The organism is Staphylococcus sp. HMSC34C02 (genome assembly GCF_001838705.1).
In the GTDB taxonomy this organism is placed as follows: Bacteria; Bacillota; Bacilli; order Staphylococcales; family Staphylococcaceae; genus Staphylococcus; species Staphylococcus borealis.
Genome location: NZ_KV838592.1, coordinates 287,389 through 304,735, shown reverse-complemented (window position 1 = coordinate 304,735; position 17,347 = coordinate 287,389). Strand labels below are relative to the sequence as shown.

Genomic DNA, 17,347 nt, shown 5'->3' with positions numbered 1-17,347 from the left:
AGATTTTCTTCTTTCTCTAGCTAGACGGTCTTTAATTATTTGAGATACTTCTTCTTGGGAATATGTTTTCTCATTATGTTGGGCTTGTTCATTAGGTGTTTCTAAATTCTCATTGCTTTTTACTTCTTCAGTAATATTACTTTGATTGTCTTCCACGAGATATACCTCCGTTTTTAGTCTGTCGACTTTACATTCCATACTTGCTTTTATAACGTCATCAGCACGTTTTGGACATAAAAAATAACCTTCCTTAGAAGGTTAAAAAAGTGTATAAAAATAGCACCACTTTCTATTTATATGGGTGGAAAGGATGCTACTAATTTTTTTCTTTTAATTTAATATCATTTTCAATATCTTTTATTATTTCATCAACTGTTCCTTGTCCATCAAGTTGGTATACTACCATAAATTACCACTACCTTTTGCTTAAGATGCCTAAATTATATATATTTTTTTAAAAAATATCAATATCTCTCTTTTCTAATTTAACCTTTTCCATATTTAAGAATGTTTCCTTAAAAATTTTAAAGATTTTTATTTTAGAGTAACCATTACTTTTAGATAGACATTTTATTTGTCCGCCATTAGGCACTATAGTCATGGTTTTAATAGAATCGAATTTTATAAACATAGTTAAATCATGCAAAGAAAAACCTGACTGGCCTGGATGATTATGTAACATAGTTATTGAACTAGGTTTACTATTAATCAATAATTCTGTTGACTTTTCACCTGGCAAAAATGAAACACTATTTTCATTGCCAAATACTTTTATAACTTTGCCATCTTTTAATAAATATGCAACTTCATTGCTATCATTGTTTTCTTCGGCATCTTTTAGAAGTGCTTTATGTTGTTCTTGTATAAATTTATTATCTTCTTTTGTATGTGTAGGAATATCAATATACCTTACTTTATCAATTGCTTGATTAGTAATATTACTTTGGTTGTTTTCCATGAGATATACCTCCGTTTATAGTCTGTCGACTTTTCATTCCATACTTGCTTTTATAACGTCATCAGCACGTTTTGGACATAAAAATAACCTTCCGGAGAAAGCTAAAAAAGTGTATAAAAATAGCATCACTTTCTATTTATATGGGTAGAAAAGATGCCATTAAGATATTATTCTTATTTCTTTAATTTCAGAGTCATCAATAGAGTAAATACCTAATTCAGTTTCTAAATCCATTACAAAATTTCCTGAATCACTTTCATATGGATTTTCAAAATTTATTACATCTCCAAAAAGTTTATTATCATCATTTAAAACTACGTTTACTTTATGTCCGTAAGACCTAGCTATTCTCATTTTTTCATCTCCTTCTTAATATAAGGAACTACATGTGTACCTGTCTTAGAATAATGTACTTTCCCTAATTTAGTATTAATATAACGACCATTTACAAAAGCTTTTCCAATTACAATACCAAAGTCTATAATTTCTTTTTTATTAAATTTATTGTTAACTAATAACATTATACCAGAATTTGATTTTTCCATATGTAATTTATTCAATTCTCGAGTAGGTATATTAGTGTAGCTTCGAAGCTTATAATTATTTTTAATGGTCTTCAATTTACTTTCTTAAAAAAGTCTATGATTTTTACAATGTCTATTTTGTTTTTCTAGATTAATTTCTACTTTTATTTTACCACTACGTATTATATCAAGCTTTTTTTGCTTTCCTTGTAATTTTTCTTTTCTATTACATTATCCTGTATCCGATATTTATCTTTACGTTCAGTATAGAATTTATCCCGCCAGTTTCCCACATGCGGTACTGTAGTACTTCCACACCAAGGGTGCATAGTGGAGCATTTATGCCAGGTATCATATCTTTAACTTTAAATACTTTGCCATTTAAAGAGTGGCATATTTTAGATGTTTTTTTGTCTATTTTGGCCACATATTTATATTCGCCATCTTCACCTAATTCTTTTAGATAAGTTAGCTTCTGTGATTCAGCCTGAACACGTGCTGATTCAGTAACTAATAATCTACCAGCATTATAAGTAGTGGAATTGGTTTGCTTTTTAAACTCAGATACATACTCATTAGGATGTCTCCCTCTAAGTAATACATTGCTCGTCGTTTTTTCCACTTCTTTTTGAACTAAAGCCATATCTTGCCATAATCTAGTTGTCCAGTAGTTGCCATTTTAGTATAAGAGAATACTATTTTATCTATTAGTTGCCCACTTTTTATACAAAAAAAGAAGCTAAGGCAAAATGCCTTAACTCCTTATACCACTAAGTCTTTCCCCGATTTGCTTAGCGAATTAATATTGTTTCATGTATTGATCGCGTTCCCATTCAGACACTTGAGTACGGTAATAATCCCATTCAATTGATTTAGAGTTTATAAATTGATTGTAAATGTGATTACCTAACGCTTGTTTAACTGTGTCATTTTCACGCATAGCTTTTAAAGCAGTGTAAAGTGTTGAAGGTAAGTCTTGGATACCTACAGCTTCACGTTCTTCACGGTTCATTTCATAAATATTTTGGTTAACTGGTTCTGGAACTTTAGTTTTGTTCTTAATACCATCTAAACCAGCTTGTAGGATTGTTGCTAATGCCATGTAAGGGTTAGCAGCTGGGTCTACTGAACGTACTTCAATACGAGTTGATAAGCCTCTTGAAGATGGCACACGTACTAATGGTGAACGGTTTTTACCACTCCAAGCGATATAACAAGGTGCTTCGTAACCAGGAACTAAACGTTTATAAGAGTTTACTAATGGGTTACACACAGCTGTAAATCCACGTGCATTATTTAAGATACCTGCAGTAAAGTGATAAGCATCTTCAGTTAATTGCATTTCACCATTTGGATCGTAGAATGCATTTTCTTTACCTTTAAATAATGATACGTTGAAGTGCATTCCGCTTCCGTTAACACCGAATAATGGTTTTGGCATGAATGTTGCATGTAAATTATGCTTACGTGCGATTGTTTTAACAACTAATTTAAATGTTTGGATATTATCACAAGCAGTAATCGCATCTGCATATTTAAAGTCAATTTCATGTTGTCCTGGCGCAACTTCGTGGTGACTTGCTTCGATATCGAATCCCATATCTTCAAGTTCTAATACGATGTCACGACGGCAATTTTCACCTAAGTCTGTTGGTGCTAAATCGAAGTAACCACCATTATCATTTAGTTCTAATGTTGGTTCACCTTTTTCGTCTAATTTAAATAAGAAGAATTCAGGTTCAGGCCCTAAGTTGAAATCTGTATAGCCCATATCTTCCATTTCTTTTAACACACGTTTTAAGTTGTTACGTGGGTCACCAGCAAATGGTTCACCATCAGTCGTATATACATCACAAATTAAACGAGCTACTTTACCTTGACCAGCAGTCCAAGGGAAGATAACCCAAGTATCTAAATCTGGGCATAAATACATGTCAGATTCTTCGATACGTACGAAACCTTCGATTGATGAACCATCAAACATCATTTCGTTATCTAATACTTTTTCTAATTGGCTAACTGGTACTTCAACGTTTTTGATTGTACCTAAGATATCTGTAAATTGTAATCTTAAGTATCTAACGTTTTCTTCTTTTGCAAACTTACGAATATCGTCTTTACTAAATGTACGTTTAGGCATGGTAGAAATCCTCCAAAAATTTATTTAATAAACCGTGATAAATCGCCACGATTTATTGGCAAAGCTTCACCGTGTGGTTTCTGCGTTGCGTCAACAATCATTCTTTTTCTAATCTCTTGTTCATCTGATGTAAGATGCCCTTGATTATTAGTTATGATTTGCTTAATCCCTTTAAGGTTAAATCCTTTCTCAATCAAAGATTTAATTTCAAGAAGACGTTCTAAATCATTTAACGAAAATAATCGCTTGTTTCCTTCTGTACGCTCGGGCATGACAAGTTCATGTGTTTCATAGTAGCGGATTTGTCTTGCAGTGAGTTCTGTTAATTTACAAACAACACTCATAGAGAACACGGCCATATTACGTCTGATTTTATCGTTAGACATTCATAACCTCACCTCTACTTTTGAACTTGATATTAATTTAGCATAGTTTTAATCGTATTACAAAAATATGTTAGGTTTTCTTACATGAAAATTTTAAAACTAAATTTAATATTAATTTCAAGCTCTTTTCAATAGGTAATATAGACTCATTTATATAATATTTTTTAAAAAAAGAGGCTGTGACATAAATAATATAATGGTGCTACTTCGCAAATTCGCAGTAGCTGACTGAACTGAAAAGGCGCTTTAATCAAGCTTTTCTCAGTTCTAGTTATCCTTGCGGGCGGTGCCCCAACAAAGAGAATTTCATTAAGAAATTCCACAAGTAAAGCAAGATGGGAGCGGACGACGAATGTAAAAAATTCTGTACCACTCCCATTAAGCATCTATATTAAGTTTTGTTCCTTCAAATTAGTAACTGCACGAGTAACAGCTAGTTTAACATGTTCATAAGTTAATCCACCTTGAACATATGCTTCATATGGCGGTCTTATCGGTCCATCTGCTGACAATTCAATTGAAGACCCTTGAACAAAAGTACCAGCAGCCATAATTACATCATCTTCATAACCCGGCATATAGCTTGGTTCCGGGCTGAAATGTGCATTGATTGGTGAAGCGTGTTGTATACTTTGGCAAAATGCTATCATTTGTTCTTTCGTATCAAATTGTACGGTCTGTATTAAATCCGTACGTTTGACATTATATTTAGGAACTGTTTGCATATTCATTTTTTCTAATAATAAGCTCGTAAACAATGCACCTTTCAAGCTTTGACTAACTACATGTGGTGCTAAGAAGAAGCCTTGATACATCTCTTGTAACGAATACAATGATGCACCTGCTTCTTTACCAATTCCTGGCGCTGTTAATCGATAGCCACAACGTTCGATTAAATCTTTACGTCCTGCGATATAACCACCTATCTTAGCTAAACCGCCACCTGCATTCTTAATTAATGAACCTGCTATCAAGTCTGCACCAACTTCAATAGGTTCACGTTCTTCGACAAATTCTCCGTAACAATTATCCACAAAGATTATAATATTTGGGTATCGTGCTTTAATAGCTTGAATTGCTGTCTCAATTTCTTTGATAGCGATGGAAGGTCTTTGGTCATAGCCTTTGGAACGTTGAATGGCTACTACTTTTGTCTTTTCTGAAATTGCTTCAAGTGTGGACTGAAAATCTATTTGCCCTTCTTTTAAAGGTACTTCATTATATTCAATTCCATGTTCTTTTAAACTTTCAATACCATTACCATTTACACCAATCACTTCAAGTAACGTATCGTATGGACTTCCAGTAATATATAATAGTTCATCGCCGAATTTAAGTGTACTTTGCAGCGCTAAAGTAATCGCATGTGTGCCTGAAATTATTTGTGGGCGTACAATCGCATCTTCAGCTTTAAATGTATGGGCATAGATATCTTCAAGATGATCCCGACCAAAATCATCATATCCATAGCCTGTACTCCCTACTAAATCACTTTCTGTAGCTTTAACGTAATGAAAGGCATTTAAAACTTTTTCTTGATTTAAATATGCAATTTCTTCTATTTGTTTAAAATATGGTGATAACGTTTCCTCTACGTCTTTAACCAATGATGAAATATCTGACATTCTTACATACTTCCTTTTATTGTTTTTTATATCCAGTAATCACATAATCCTCATTTTTAGGATCAAAATTCATTTCTTCAATTAGCGTATGCTGCTTCAAGAAATAAAGTCTATCTGCATTTGTACTAGGAACCTTCTCTTCATAATATGACAATGCGGCTTTCACTTGCGCGATTAAAAACGCCTTAACCTTTGATTTATCCCCTTCAACTCGACTAGAGACAAAAATGGATGGTGATGCAGATACTGGACTATCATCACTGTCACTACATTGATCTTTCTTATTAAATATAACTGCTTGAGGTATGTGACTCATATCTAAATCATTAATTAATTGATTAACTGTATCATATTGAGAACGGTACTCTGAATGACTCGCATCTACGACATGTAATAATAAATCCGCACCTTTTGCTTCTTCTAACGTAGATTTAAAGGCAGCGATTAATGTCGTTGGTAATTTTTGAATAAATCCAACAGTATCTGAAATAATTAAATTAAATCCTTCATTAATTTGAATTTGACGTGTTTTAGGATCTAACGTCGCAAAGAGTAAATCTTTCTCAAATGTTTCTTCACCTGACAATACATTAAACCACGATGACTTACCTGCATTCGTATAACCAACGAGCGCAATTTGAAAGACTTGATTTTGTTCGCGTTTATTACGGTAACGTTCCCTATGTTCCACTACAGTTTGTAATTGATGTTTAATTTCATTCATACGTGTACGAATGTGACGTCTATCCATTTCTAATTTCGTCTCACCAGGACCTCGTGTACCTATGCCACCACCAAGTCGTGATAAGCTTTTACCATGCCCTTGAAGTCTTGGTAATAAATAATCTAATTGCGCTAACTCTACTTGCAATTTACCTTCACGACTACTTGCTCTCAATGCAAAAATTTCTAAAATCAACTGTGTTCTATCGATAATTTTTATGCCCAAATTATCATTTAATGTTTTTGATTGTGCGGTAGTTAACTCATCATTGGTCACTACGACATCTATATCATGAAACTCAATAAACGCTTTTAATTCGTCAATTTTACCTTTACCAACGTAATACTTATGATCGACTTGTTCTCTATTTTGAGTGACCTGTCCTTTAACATCAAGCTGACAAGTTAATGATAAAGCTTTTAATTCTTCCATTGTTGAATCGAAATTAAATTCATTATCATTTTGAGCATGTACACCGACTAATACAGCAGTTTCCAACTTTTTCTTTGTCGCGTGTGTCATACGCTGTGTCACGTTATACATCTCCTTCTAATGTGTTTCTCAAATATTCTATCACAGTGTCTATTCAAAGACTATCTACTAAAATTATGTTACATTATTCTTATATCGAAAGGGTGATACTATGGAAAATATATATGACTTTGTGGTACAAAAATCTAATGGTGAAGATTATAAATTAGAAGAATACAAAGGCAAAGTAATGCTAATTGTTAACACTGCAAGTGAATGTGGTTTCACGCCACAATTTGAGGGTTTACAAGCATTGTATGAGAAATATAAAGACCAGGGTTTTGTTATTTTAGGTTTTCCATGTAATCAATTTGGTGGGCAAGAACCTGGTTCAGGTGCTGAAGCTAACCAAAATTGTAAAATTAACTATGGCGTAACATTCCCAATCCATGAAAAAGTAGACGTTAAAGGGGAAAATCAACATCCTTTATTCCGCTTCTTAACTGATGCAGCTAAAGGTATGTTAAGCGAAAAAATTAAATGGAACTTCACAAAATTTTTAGTTGATCGTGAAGGAAACGTCGTGAGTCGTTTCTCTCCTCAAAAGAAACCAGTTCAAATTGAAAAAGATATCGAAAAATTATTATAGATTAACATTTAATTAAACTACGATAAAAAGCTACATTATAGAGTTATCATTTTACTCTATAATGTAGCTTTTTATATTACAAACATTCCTCTATTTGTCAAAAGTGCTAAAATATGATGAGTTTATTACAAGTCACACTGTCATTAAGACCGTTGTCTACGCTCTTAAGAACTTGCAACGTTGCACTTTAATTACAACTTATTCTTCACTATTTACTGGTTCATTAGAATCTGTAACTTCAGTTTCCACAGTAAATGTGCTGATCGCATGTTTGTATATCAAATGTTGTTTACCTTGAGAAACTAAGCTGACAACATATTTGTCAAAGTCTTCAATAACACCTTTCATTTGAAAGCCGTTTAAAAAGAAAACTGTAACTTCTGTTTGTTGTGCTTTAAAGTTCTCTAGTGCTTGATCTTGGATGTTGTGGTTTGCAATCATGTTTAGAACTCCTTTTATTTATTTGGGTTGTAATCTCATCTAACATCATTTGAAGTGTCATTGTCTCTCTATCAAACCATTGAACATGTAATTTATTCTTGAACCATGTCAATTGTCGCTTAGCATATTGTCTTGAATGTTGTTTTAATGTTTCAACTGCTTGGTCTATTGATAACTCACCATTTACAACAGGTACCAGCTCTTTATATCCAATTGCTTGCATACTTTGAGTAGATTCATAACCCTGTTCTACTAGGTTCTTCACTTCATTAAATAATCCGTGGCCCAACATAATATCTACACGTTTATTTATTCTTGAATATAATGTTTTGCGCGACATTTCAATCCCTATTAATAATGTATCATAATTTTCTGTAAATTGTTGCACTTTCTTGCGAGAACTTATAAGTTTTTTTGTATTTAAGTAATATTCAATCGCTCTATACACCCTTTTTCTATTATTGGGATGTATATCTTGTGCTGATTGTGGATCAAATGTCGCCAAATAATCATGCACTTCTTGATTAGTCAATGGTTCTAATGCTTGCAATTTAGACTTGGTTTGCACTTCAACTTCTTTTGAAACGGACTCATCTTCGAATGGATAATCATAAATTAATGATTGAATATATAATCCCGTACCTCCAGCTATAATAGGAACCTTGCCCCTAGCAGTTATATCTTTAATCAAACTTTGTGCTTGTTGTTTGAAATCATACGCTGAAAATGAGTCATCTGGATTTAAAATATCAATCATATAATGGGGGATGCCATCCATTTCTTCATTCGTCACCTTAGCTGTACCGATATCCATTTGTTTATATACTTGCATAGAATCCCCACTAATGATTTCACCATTGATGCGTTTTGCTAATTCAATACTCAATTCTGTCTTACCAGACGCGGTTGGTCCGACTATAACCACTAAAAATGGTTTATTGACGTCGTTCAATCGTTATCCCTCACTTCAATTTTTCTTTATTACTTGTTTCTGAATCCAGTCAAACATATGCGTCCATATCATTTCCTTATCATCTTCAAATAAAATTTCATGTCTTCTATTCGCATAAAGTTGAACTGTTATATGATTGATGCCTGCACGTTTGAATTTTTTTCCCAACTTCCGTATACCTTTACCATAGTCACCAAATGGATCCTCCTTACCAGAGATAAGTAGTATTGGTAACTGAGCGTTCATTTTTTTGAGTTGCTTATTATTAGCCGTACTTATCATATGTTTCACTGTTTGATAGATTAATTGGTTAGATACTAAGAAACCCGTATAATCATCGTTAACAAATTTGTTAATTTCATCACGCTTAGAGGATAGCCAATCACTCTTTGTTTCAGGTTGATCTATTTTCTTATTAAATGATTTATAAACAAATTGATTCATCCACTCTAATCGGTTACGCTTTCCACAAATAAGTGTGATTAATTTTAACGAAATTATAGCTGGAATTCCTTTGTATTTAGGATATTGACCAGTACCTGTAAGTATTAAGCCTTGTGCAACATCTGGATATTTCTCTACGAACAAACGAGCAATAATTGAACCCATTGAATGTCCTAAAATGATATATGGAATATTGCTATCTGAACTATGGAGTGTTTGAGCTATTTCATAAGCATCTTGGGCTATGGTATGCATGTCATTGTAATGACCTCTTTCACTTTCATCTATATCGATACCGTGACCTCGATGATTGTGTCGTATCACATCGTATCCTTGATGCGTTAATGCCTGCACAAGTGATTCGTAACGATCCATATGCTCAGCCATTCCGTGAAAGATATGAACGACACCAAATGTTGCTATCTTCGCTTTATCTACTTTAACTTCTATCATAGTGCCGTCTTCAACGGTAATTTTGAATGATTGTTGACTCACGCATATGCCTCCTTGCAAAATTAATTACTTAACCTTAATGTCCTATATTCCTTTAAATATACCTGTCATTCTTAATGTTATCAAATTGTTAGACTCATTTTAACAACTTCAATTGCATCTTTATAGGAGCAAGTCTGAATTCATCTTGAAATCGTTGTCCTCCCCATCTTATTTTGCCTGTAAAATCACTCTATATTAGTGACATTTTCCAGTGAAATTCTCTTAAGTGAGATGTCTCCGCCAATAATCTTACTTTTGAAACACTAAAGCGGGAGTAGAACAGAATTTTTTAAAATCGTTGTCCTACCCCCGCAAGGATGACTTGAACTGAGAAACCTTAATTTAAGTACGCGCTCAGTTCAGTCAGTTACTAAATATTCATATTTTTAATGACTTTGATGTTTCATTTAATACACGCATATATGTGTTAAATTCTTAAAACATCTATTTTAAATTTTATTTTAGAACCGCAAGTTGTTCATTGCCGTGTGTTGCTTCTTCAATCGCAATATTAATTTCTTTAGTAAATTCATTGCGTTGACTTTGAGTATAATTCAGTAATTTAGCAAGCTCTTCAACGACTGCATCTTTATATTGTTTTACTTGGTTAATATTGAAATACAATTTACCTGTTCTACGAATTAAGAAATCTGTTGGTTTATAAACCATTTCATTTTGAACGCTATATACTAATTCAACGTACATTTCTAGTGGTAAATTTAATGTTTTGTCTTGTGCTATTTGTGCAATGTTAAATAATTTATCAACGTTAGAACCATATTTAGAAGCTAAACGTTCAGCAACATCAGCTTGAAGACCAATTGCCTTACCTTCTTCAACTTTACGTGCTACGTAATTTTCAAAGTTTGCACTTCCGCCTACATCACCACCAGAAATCGGTGTATGTTTCGTTTTACAATCATCAAATGTTAATTTGTATTCTTGTTTTAAACGTTTTGCTAATAAATCGACAATTTCTAAAGCCATGTGACGGTAACCTGTTAATTTACCACCAGCAATTGTTAAAAGACCTGATTTACCTTCCCAAATTTCATCTTTACGTGAAATTTCAGAAGGATCTTTTCCATCTTCTAATATTAACGGTCTAACTCCGGCCCAAGTTGATTCGATATCTTCATCTTTTACATTTACGTCTGGGAACATATAGTTAATTGCATCAATAAGATAGTCTCTATCTTCTTGTGTTGTTAATGGTTTTGTTTTGTCATTATCATAGAACGTGTCGGTTGTTCCGACATACGCTTTACCTTCACGTGGAATGGCAAAAATCATTCGTCCATCTTTTTCAGTATCGAAATAAACCGCTTGTCTTAACGGGAATTTAGATTGATCAATGACAACATGAACACCTTTAGTTAAACGTAATTGTTTATTGTTACGCGTGTAATCTTTTTTACGAACTTCATCTACCCAAGGGCCTGCAGCGTTAATGACTTTTTTAGCATTGATTTGGTACATTTCACCAGTTAATAAATCTTGAACTTCAATACCTCTCACTTTAGATTTTGCATCATAAATGAAATCGGTTGATTTCGTATGATTTAAAACTTCTGCACCATTTTCTTCGGCACGTTTCATAACTTCAATTGTTAAACGCGCATCATCAGTACGGTATTCAACATAATAACCGCCACCTTTTAAACCATCTTTTTTCACTAATGGTTCTTTGTTTAATGTTTGTTTTTTACTCAACATTTTTTTACGTTCGTATTTTTTTACACCGGCTAAGCGATCATATGCTGTTAAACCTAAGTTTGTTGTGAATTTACCGAAAGTACCACCTTTGTGCATTGGTAGTAACATCCATTCTGGTGTCGTTACGTGTGGACCATTTTCATAAACAATCGCACGTTCTTTACCAGTTTCAGCTACAACTTTGATTTGTGCTTGTTTTAAATATCTTAATCCACCATGAACTAATTTAGTAGAACGTGAACTTGTACCTTGAGCAAAATCTTGCATTTCTACTAATGCTACTTTCATACCACGTTGAGACGCATCTAACGCAATCCCTGCACCTGTGATACCGCCTCCGATGATTACGACATCATATTCTTCATTTTGTAAATTTTTCTTAATTACTTCTCTATTTAAAGTTGATAAAGCCATAAATATACCCCTCCGACATTTTATTTTTGTGAAAAAAGAGAGACCTATCCATACAGAATCAAACTGTATGAAACAGGTCTCTCAAATCTCGACTAATTTATTAACTTAATTTAATCATATCACACTTCAATAAACTAAGCCATGTTTAGAGATTAATCTTCTAATTTAAAGACCTGAGTAGCTTCAACTGCTTTTTTCCAACCTTTATATAACTTAGTTCTGTCTTCTTCAGACATCTGTGGTGTAAATTCTGTTTCTAATTGCCATCTATTTGCGATTTCATCTTTACTATCCCAGAAACCAACTGCTAACCCCGCTAAATAAGCAGCGCCTAATGCTGTAGTTTCTTGAATTTCTGGGCGCTCTACTGCAGTATTAACAATATCTGCTTGGAATTGCATGATAAAGTTATTTTTAACTGCACCGCCATCAACACGTAAATTGTTCACTTCAATTTTAGAATCTTTAGACATCGCTTCCATAACATCACGTGTTTGATAACATAATGATTCTAATGTTGCTCGAATGAAGTGTTCTTTTTCAGTACCACGGCTCAAACCGAAGATGGCACCTCTTGCTTCTGAATCCCAGTAAGGCGTACCTAATCCAACGAATGCTGGTACGAAATAAACATTATCAGTAGAATCAACGCGAGTCGCATAGTTCTCAGATTGAGGCGCTGAATTTATAATTCTTAAACCATCACGTAACCATTGGATTGCTGATCCTGAAACAAAGATAGAGCCTTCAAGTGCATAATTAACTTTACCATCTAAACCATACGCAATAGTAGTTAATAATCCACTTTCAGATTTAACTGGTTCTTCGCCAGTATTCATTAACATAAAGCCACCAGTACCATACGTGTTTTTCACATCTCCACGTTCGAAACATGCTTGTCCAAATAGTGCAGCTTGTTGGTCACCAGCGATACCTGAAATCGGTACTTTTTGGCCAAAGAAATGATAGTCTCTTGTATGTGCGTAAATTTCACTAGATGGTTTAACTTCTGGTAACAATTGTTTAGGTACACTTAATAATTCAAGAAGTTCTTCATCCCATTTTAAATCATAAATATTATACATTAGTGTACGACTTGCATTTGAATAGTCTGTAATATGTGCTTCTCCACCAGACAATTTCCACACGAGCCAAGTATCAATTGTACCAAATAATAAGTCGCCATTTTCCGCTTTTTCTCTAGCGCCATCAACGTTATCAAGAATCCATTTCACCTTCGTTCCAGCAAAGTATGGGTCTAATAATAAACCTGTTTTATTACGGAACGTTTCTTCATGTCCTTGCTCTTTTAATTCATGACAGATTGCTTGTGTTTGACGAGATTGCCATACAATTGCATGATAGATTGGACGTCCTGTATTTTTATCCCAAATAACTGTCGTTTCACGTTGGTTTGTAATACCAATACCCTCAACTTGATCAGCGTTAATTTCATTTTCATTTAACACTTCTGCCATAACTGCTAATACTGAAGTCCAAATTTCATTAGCGTCGTGTTCTACCCAACCTGATTTAGGGAAGTATTGTTTGAATTCTCTTTGTGCAACACCTTTGATGTCGCCTTCTTTATCAAATAAGATAGCTCTTGAACTTGTTGTTCCTTGGTCTATCGACATGATGTATTTTTCCATAAATTTTCTCCCTTTCTGCTATATGAATAAACAATTGTTAAAGAATTTAAATATTAAGGAAGTGTACTATAGTTATAGCACTTTTCCAAAAAAATAATCATAAATGTAAGATATTAATTAATAAATTGATTCAATATCATTTGATTTATTAGCTTTATTCAGTGCCAAACCAAGCACTAATGTAACGATAACTAGTAAAATACCAACTGCACAAATCAAATCAAATTGTCCTTTGTAGAAGACTTTATAAATAACTGCTCCTAACATGCCTCCTGCAATAGGCCCCAATACAGGTACTATAGCATAGCCCCAGTTAGAACCACCTTTACCAGCTATTGGTAGCATTGCATGTGCAATTCTTGGTCCTAAATCACGTGCAGGATTGATGGCATATCCAGTAGGACCACCTAAACTTAGCCCAATTGCAACGATTAAGGCACCAACGATAAGCGGATTTAATCCATCGGCAATTTTATTAACACCAATAAATAAAATACCTAAGCAAAGAATCGCTGTACCAATAATTTCACTCAAAAAGTTTGCAAAATAGTTCTTAATTGCTGGCGCTGTAGAAAATACACCTAACTTCGCACCTTTATCTTCTGTTGCTTTCCAATGTGGTAAATACATTAACCAAACGAGCACACCACCTACAATACCTCCAAGCATTTGACAGATTATGTAACCTGGTACTTGCGCCCAACTAAAACCGCCGTCCATCGCTAAAGCAATAGTCACCGCTGGATTTAAATGTGCTCCTGAAAATTTTCCAACTGCGTAAACACCCATTGATACAGCTAGTCCCCAACCTGCTGCAATAACGATCCAGTCAGAGTCCTGACCAGCGCTTCGCTTCAAATTAACGTTAGCACAAACGCCACCACCGAAAAGAATTAGAATAGCAGTACCTAAAAATTCTGCTAAATAAACATTCATGATGAATCCTCCTATAAGACAAAAAGATTCCTACAAAAGCGCTAATAAAGGCATTGCAGAAATCTCTTCGTCTCTTAATCTTAATATTAACTTGTTTAAATCATACAGAAAGTTTGTAAGCGTTGTCAATACTTTCGTTGAAATTTTGTCACATTTAAGTAATCCTAAAAATTGATTGTTCTCATTTTTATAAAATTAAGAAGGAAGTTGGATTGATGGCGGTACGAATTACCATAATGCACGGTTACTGGTTGTAACGTAGCTCGCACCGCTATTAAGTGCCTGAGTTATTTCGCTTTCTTCATTAATCAAACCACCAGCAATGACTTTTGAAGCAGTTTCTTCATCAATGATTTTAACAACTTTATGCGCTATACCAGGTAATACTTCTACATAATCAGGCTCAACTTTCTTAATTAAGTTAATACTTCTACTTAAGGCTTGACTATCTATAATAAACACCCTGAAAATCGTTAACTTATTTAACGATTTAGCTTTTTGAATTACTTTAGATTTGGTAGAAACGATTCCTTTAGGACTATATGTTTGAATGATATATTCACAAGCATATTCATCGACAGCCATACCCTTAATTAAATCGATATGAATATAGGCTTCAATTTGATTCGCCTTTAACAGCGCCATAACACTTTTCAAATGACCAATATGCATATCTAATAGCACACATATTTTATAATCTGTTTTTATTAATTTCTCTAAGTCTTTCATATTCCGTATCGCAGGTAAAACGTATTCTTTCATAAGCATTTTCCTCTCTACATGACGCGTTTAAATAGTTTTTCTAGTTCATAATTCGAGAAGTTGATGATAATAGGTCTGCCGTGCGGACATGTGAATGGGTCTTCCGCTTCACGTAATTGATCAATCAAATCCGCCATCTCATTATTTTTTAAATAATGATTTGCCTTAATTGATTTCTTACAACTCATCATAATCGCAGCATCTTCACGCATTTTTTTTACACTTATTTTTTTATCATTTAATACCAATTCAACCATATCTTGAATAATTTCTTCCGCTTCCGCTTTTGGGAACCAAACAGGGTAACTATTCACGATATAATCATGACCGCCAAAGTGCTCTAAATGAACGCCTACTTTGTCTAATTCTTCCTGATATTGGTCTATAATCATTTGTTCATCTTTTGAAAAGTGAAAGGTTAATGGTATCAACAAATCTTGGACTTCATTCGTCACTTCGCCAATTTTTTCTCTAAAATATTCATATTTAATACGTTCTTGAGCAGCATGCTGATCAATCATAAACATGCCGTTTTCATTTTGCGCAATAATATATGTACCATGTACCTGGCCGACAACTTCCATATATGGAACACGTCGCGATGGTGTGTTACTTACCTTTCCTTTAATATCATTGCTATCTTGTGGTTGATATAGTGCTTGTAGATCTTTTGGCGCTATTTCATCACTCATATTGGCTTCTGATGCGCCTTTTGTTGCGTAATTTATATCCTGATTATCTGGGTTAGTCGTATCACTATCCATTTCATTCAAAATTTCTTTTTGAATTTGGAAGTAATCTTTGTCATCGGCGCGTTTATTATTGTGAACGATGCTTTTCGTACTTTCATTTATGCTATCTTTATTATCTGGACCATCGTACTCATAATTTGCTTCATTTAAGTTATCGTCATTAAAATCACTAGATGTCTTATAGGTTGGAGTCGCAGTCTCTTGATTCAATTTCTGTTGACGTCTCTCAAAGTCTATTTTTTGCTGTTCAAATTGATTTAATACTTTATTTTTTTTAGGTCTTCTATCCAAATTATTTTGCGGAATTAAAATTCTATCCTTGAAAGCCTCTCGAATTTTCTCAACAATTAATTGATATAATTGTTCTTCTTTTGATAATCTGACTTCTAATTTCGTTGGATGAACATTCACATCTACAAGTATTGGATCCATTTCGATATTTAAGTAACAAATCGGATAACGTCCAATTGTAAGTAGTGTATGATACCCTTCAATAATTGCCTTATTGAGTACAAAGTTTTTAATATATCTGCCATTAATAAATATTGAAATATAATGCTTATTACTTCTTGAGTGCTCTGGTTTAGCTACGAAACCTTCTAAGTGATAATCACTCGTATCACCTTGAATATGTACTAAATCTTTTGCAACTTTTATACCATAGATTTCAGCCATAACTTCATTTGTTTTACCGGAACCGTTAGTTTTCAACAATGTTTTTCCATCTGATATTAAAGAAATACGTATATCGGGATGACTCATTGCCATACGATTGACGATATCTGTAATTTTGCCTAACTCTGTATATAAACTTTTTATATATTTTAGGCGAGCTGGTGTATTGTAGAATAGTGATGCTACTGTGATGTCGGTACCTTTTTTAGCTTTAGCTGGTTTACGACTTAAAATTTCGCCATTTTCGGCATAGATTTCATGACCATTCTCACTATCTGTACACGTCTTAAGCGTAACTTTAGCTACTGAAGATATACTTGCTAATGCCTCACCACGAAAACCTAATGTTCTAATGTGAAATAAATCATCATCTGCATCTAACTTACTTGTTGCATGTCTATGAAATACTAAATCTAAGTCATCTTGTTCAATACCAGTACCATTATCTACGACTCTGATAGAAGAAATGCCTGATTGTTCTACTTCAATATTAATTTCAGTAGATTGTGCATCGATTGCATTTTCTAACAATTCTTTCACAACTGAGCTTGGACGCTCTACTACTTCACCAGCTGCTATTTTATTCGCAAGAGACGTTTGTAGTTCCTTAATTTTGCCCATTTTCCAACAC

The 17,347-nt window shown here is 33.7% G+C and carries 15 protein-coding genes and 2 pseudogenes; 1 reads left to right on the top strand and 16 read right to left on the bottom strand.

Features of this window, described 5'->3' with window-relative positions:
* Positions 1 to 454 precede the first annotated feature (454 nt).
* From HMPREF3239_RS10110 to hflX, 8 genes and pseudogenes are all read right to left on the bottom strand, one after another.
* Positions 455 to 958 (bottom strand): head morphogenesis protein, encoded by a 504-nt coding sequence (locus HMPREF3239_RS10110; protein WP_256323752.1) that lies wholly within the window; start codon positions 956 to 958, stop codon positions 455 to 457.
* Positions 910 to 1,045: pseudogene (locus tag HMPREF3239_RS12820) on the bottom strand (hypothetical protein); the annotation flags it as partial. The gene HMPREF3239_RS10110 and the pseudogene HMPREF3239_RS12820, both read right to left, overlap by 49 nt.
* 72 nt (positions 1,046 to 1,117) lie before the next feature.
* Positions 1,118 to 1,312 carry a hypothetical protein gene (locus HMPREF3239_RS10105; RefSeq protein WP_037548898.1) on the bottom strand — a complete coding sequence of 65 codons (195 nt, stop codon included), beginning with the start codon at positions 1,310 to 1,312 and terminating at the stop codon, positions 1,118 to 1,120.
* Positions 1,309 to 2,158 (bottom strand): annotated as a pseudogene (locus HMPREF3239_RS12710) (minor capsid protein); the annotation flags it as partial. The pseudogene HMPREF3239_RS12710 and the gene HMPREF3239_RS10105, both read right to left, overlap by 4 nt.
* Positions 2,159 to 2,281: 123 nt before the next feature.
* Positions 2,282 to 3,622: a type I glutamate--ammonia ligase gene (gene glnA, locus HMPREF3239_RS10090; protein ID WP_070855558.1), complete on the bottom strand. Its 1,341-nt coding sequence runs from the start codon at positions 3,620 to 3,622 to the stop codon at positions 2,282 to 2,284.
* Between the two features lie 20 nt (positions 3,623 to 3,642).
* Positions 3,643 to 4,008, bottom strand: a complete 366-nt coding sequence (locus HMPREF3239_RS10085; protein WP_053029363.1) for a MerR family transcriptional regulator — start codon at positions 4,006 to 4,008, stop codon at positions 3,643 to 3,645.
* A gap of 386 nt (positions 4,009 to 4,394) precedes the next feature.
* Positions 4,395 to 5,633, bottom strand: coding sequence for a methionine gamma-lyase family protein (locus tag HMPREF3239_RS10080; protein WP_070855557.1), 1,239 nt, complete (start codon positions 5,631 to 5,633; stop codon positions 4,395 to 4,397).
* A gap of 16 nt (positions 5,634 to 5,649) precedes the next feature.
* Positions 5,650 to 6,879 (bottom strand): GTPase HflX, encoded by a 1,230-nt coding sequence (hflX, locus tag HMPREF3239_RS10075; RefSeq protein ID WP_371106765.1) that lies wholly within the window; start codon positions 6,877 to 6,879, stop codon positions 5,650 to 5,652.
* Positions 6,880 to 7,000: 121 nt separating this feature from the next.
* Here hflX and HMPREF3239_RS10070 point away from each other — a divergent pair, with 121 nt between their 5' ends.
* A complete protein-coding gene (locus tag HMPREF3239_RS10070; RefSeq protein WP_070855556.1) occupies positions 7,001 to 7,477 on the top strand; it encodes a glutathione peroxidase in 477 nt (158 codons plus the stop codon).
* Between the two features lie 198 nt (positions 7,478 to 7,675).
* Here the strand turns inward: HMPREF3239_RS10070 and hfq are convergent, their stop codons facing one another.
* The 8 genes from hfq to mutL form a co-directional block, all read right to left on the bottom strand.
* Positions 7,676 to 7,918, bottom strand: a complete 243-nt coding sequence (gene hfq, locus HMPREF3239_RS10065; RefSeq protein WP_053029359.1) for an RNA chaperone Hfq — start codon at positions 7,916 to 7,918, stop codon at positions 7,676 to 7,678.
* Positions 7,872 to 8,870: a tRNA (adenosine(37)-N6)-dimethylallyltransferase MiaA gene (miaA, locus tag HMPREF3239_RS10060; RefSeq protein ID WP_070855555.1), complete on the bottom strand. Its 999-nt coding sequence runs from the start codon at positions 8,868 to 8,870 to the stop codon at positions 7,872 to 7,874. Before miaA ends, hfq begins: the two co-directional genes overlap by 47 nt.
* A 15-nt stretch (positions 8,871 to 8,885) precedes the next feature.
* Entirely contained in the window at positions 8,886 to 9,809 is a 924-nt protein-coding gene (locus HMPREF3239_RS10055; RefSeq protein ID WP_070855554.1) for an alpha/beta fold hydrolase, read from the bottom strand.
* A 456-nt stretch (positions 9,810 to 10,265) separates the two neighbouring features.
* Positions 10,266 to 11,939, bottom strand: a complete 1,674-nt coding sequence (locus HMPREF3239_RS10050; RefSeq protein ID WP_053029356.1) for a glycerol-3-phosphate dehydrogenase/oxidase — start codon at positions 11,937 to 11,939, stop codon at positions 10,266 to 10,268.
* Between the two features lie 152 nt (positions 11,940 to 12,091).
* On the bottom strand, positions 12,092 to 13,591 hold the full coding sequence (gene glpK / locus HMPREF3239_RS10045; protein ID WP_053029355.1) for a glycerol kinase GlpK: 1,500 nt from the start codon (positions 13,589 to 13,591) through the stop codon (positions 12,092 to 12,094).
* A 117-nt stretch (positions 13,592 to 13,708) separates the two neighbouring features.
* Positions 13,709 to 14,527: an MIP/aquaporin family protein gene (locus tag HMPREF3239_RS10040; protein ID WP_053029354.1), complete on the bottom strand. Its 819-nt coding sequence runs from the start codon at positions 14,525 to 14,527 to the stop codon at positions 13,709 to 13,711.
* A 228-nt stretch (positions 14,528 to 14,755) separates the two neighbouring features.
* Positions 14,756 to 15,289: a glycerol-3-phosphate responsive antiterminator gene (locus HMPREF3239_RS10035; RefSeq protein WP_053029353.1), complete on the bottom strand. Its 534-nt coding sequence runs from the start codon at positions 15,287 to 15,289 to the stop codon at positions 14,756 to 14,758.
* 14 nt (positions 15,290 to 15,303) lie between these two features.
* The gene (gene mutL, locus HMPREF3239_RS10030) at positions 15,304 to 17,337 is read right to left on the bottom strand and encodes a DNA mismatch repair endonuclease MutL (RefSeq protein ID WP_070855553.1); all 2,034 of its coding nucleotides are present in this window, start codon (positions 17,335 to 17,337) and stop codon (positions 15,304 to 15,306) included.
* Between the last annotated feature and the right edge of the window lie 10 nt (positions 17,338 to 17,347).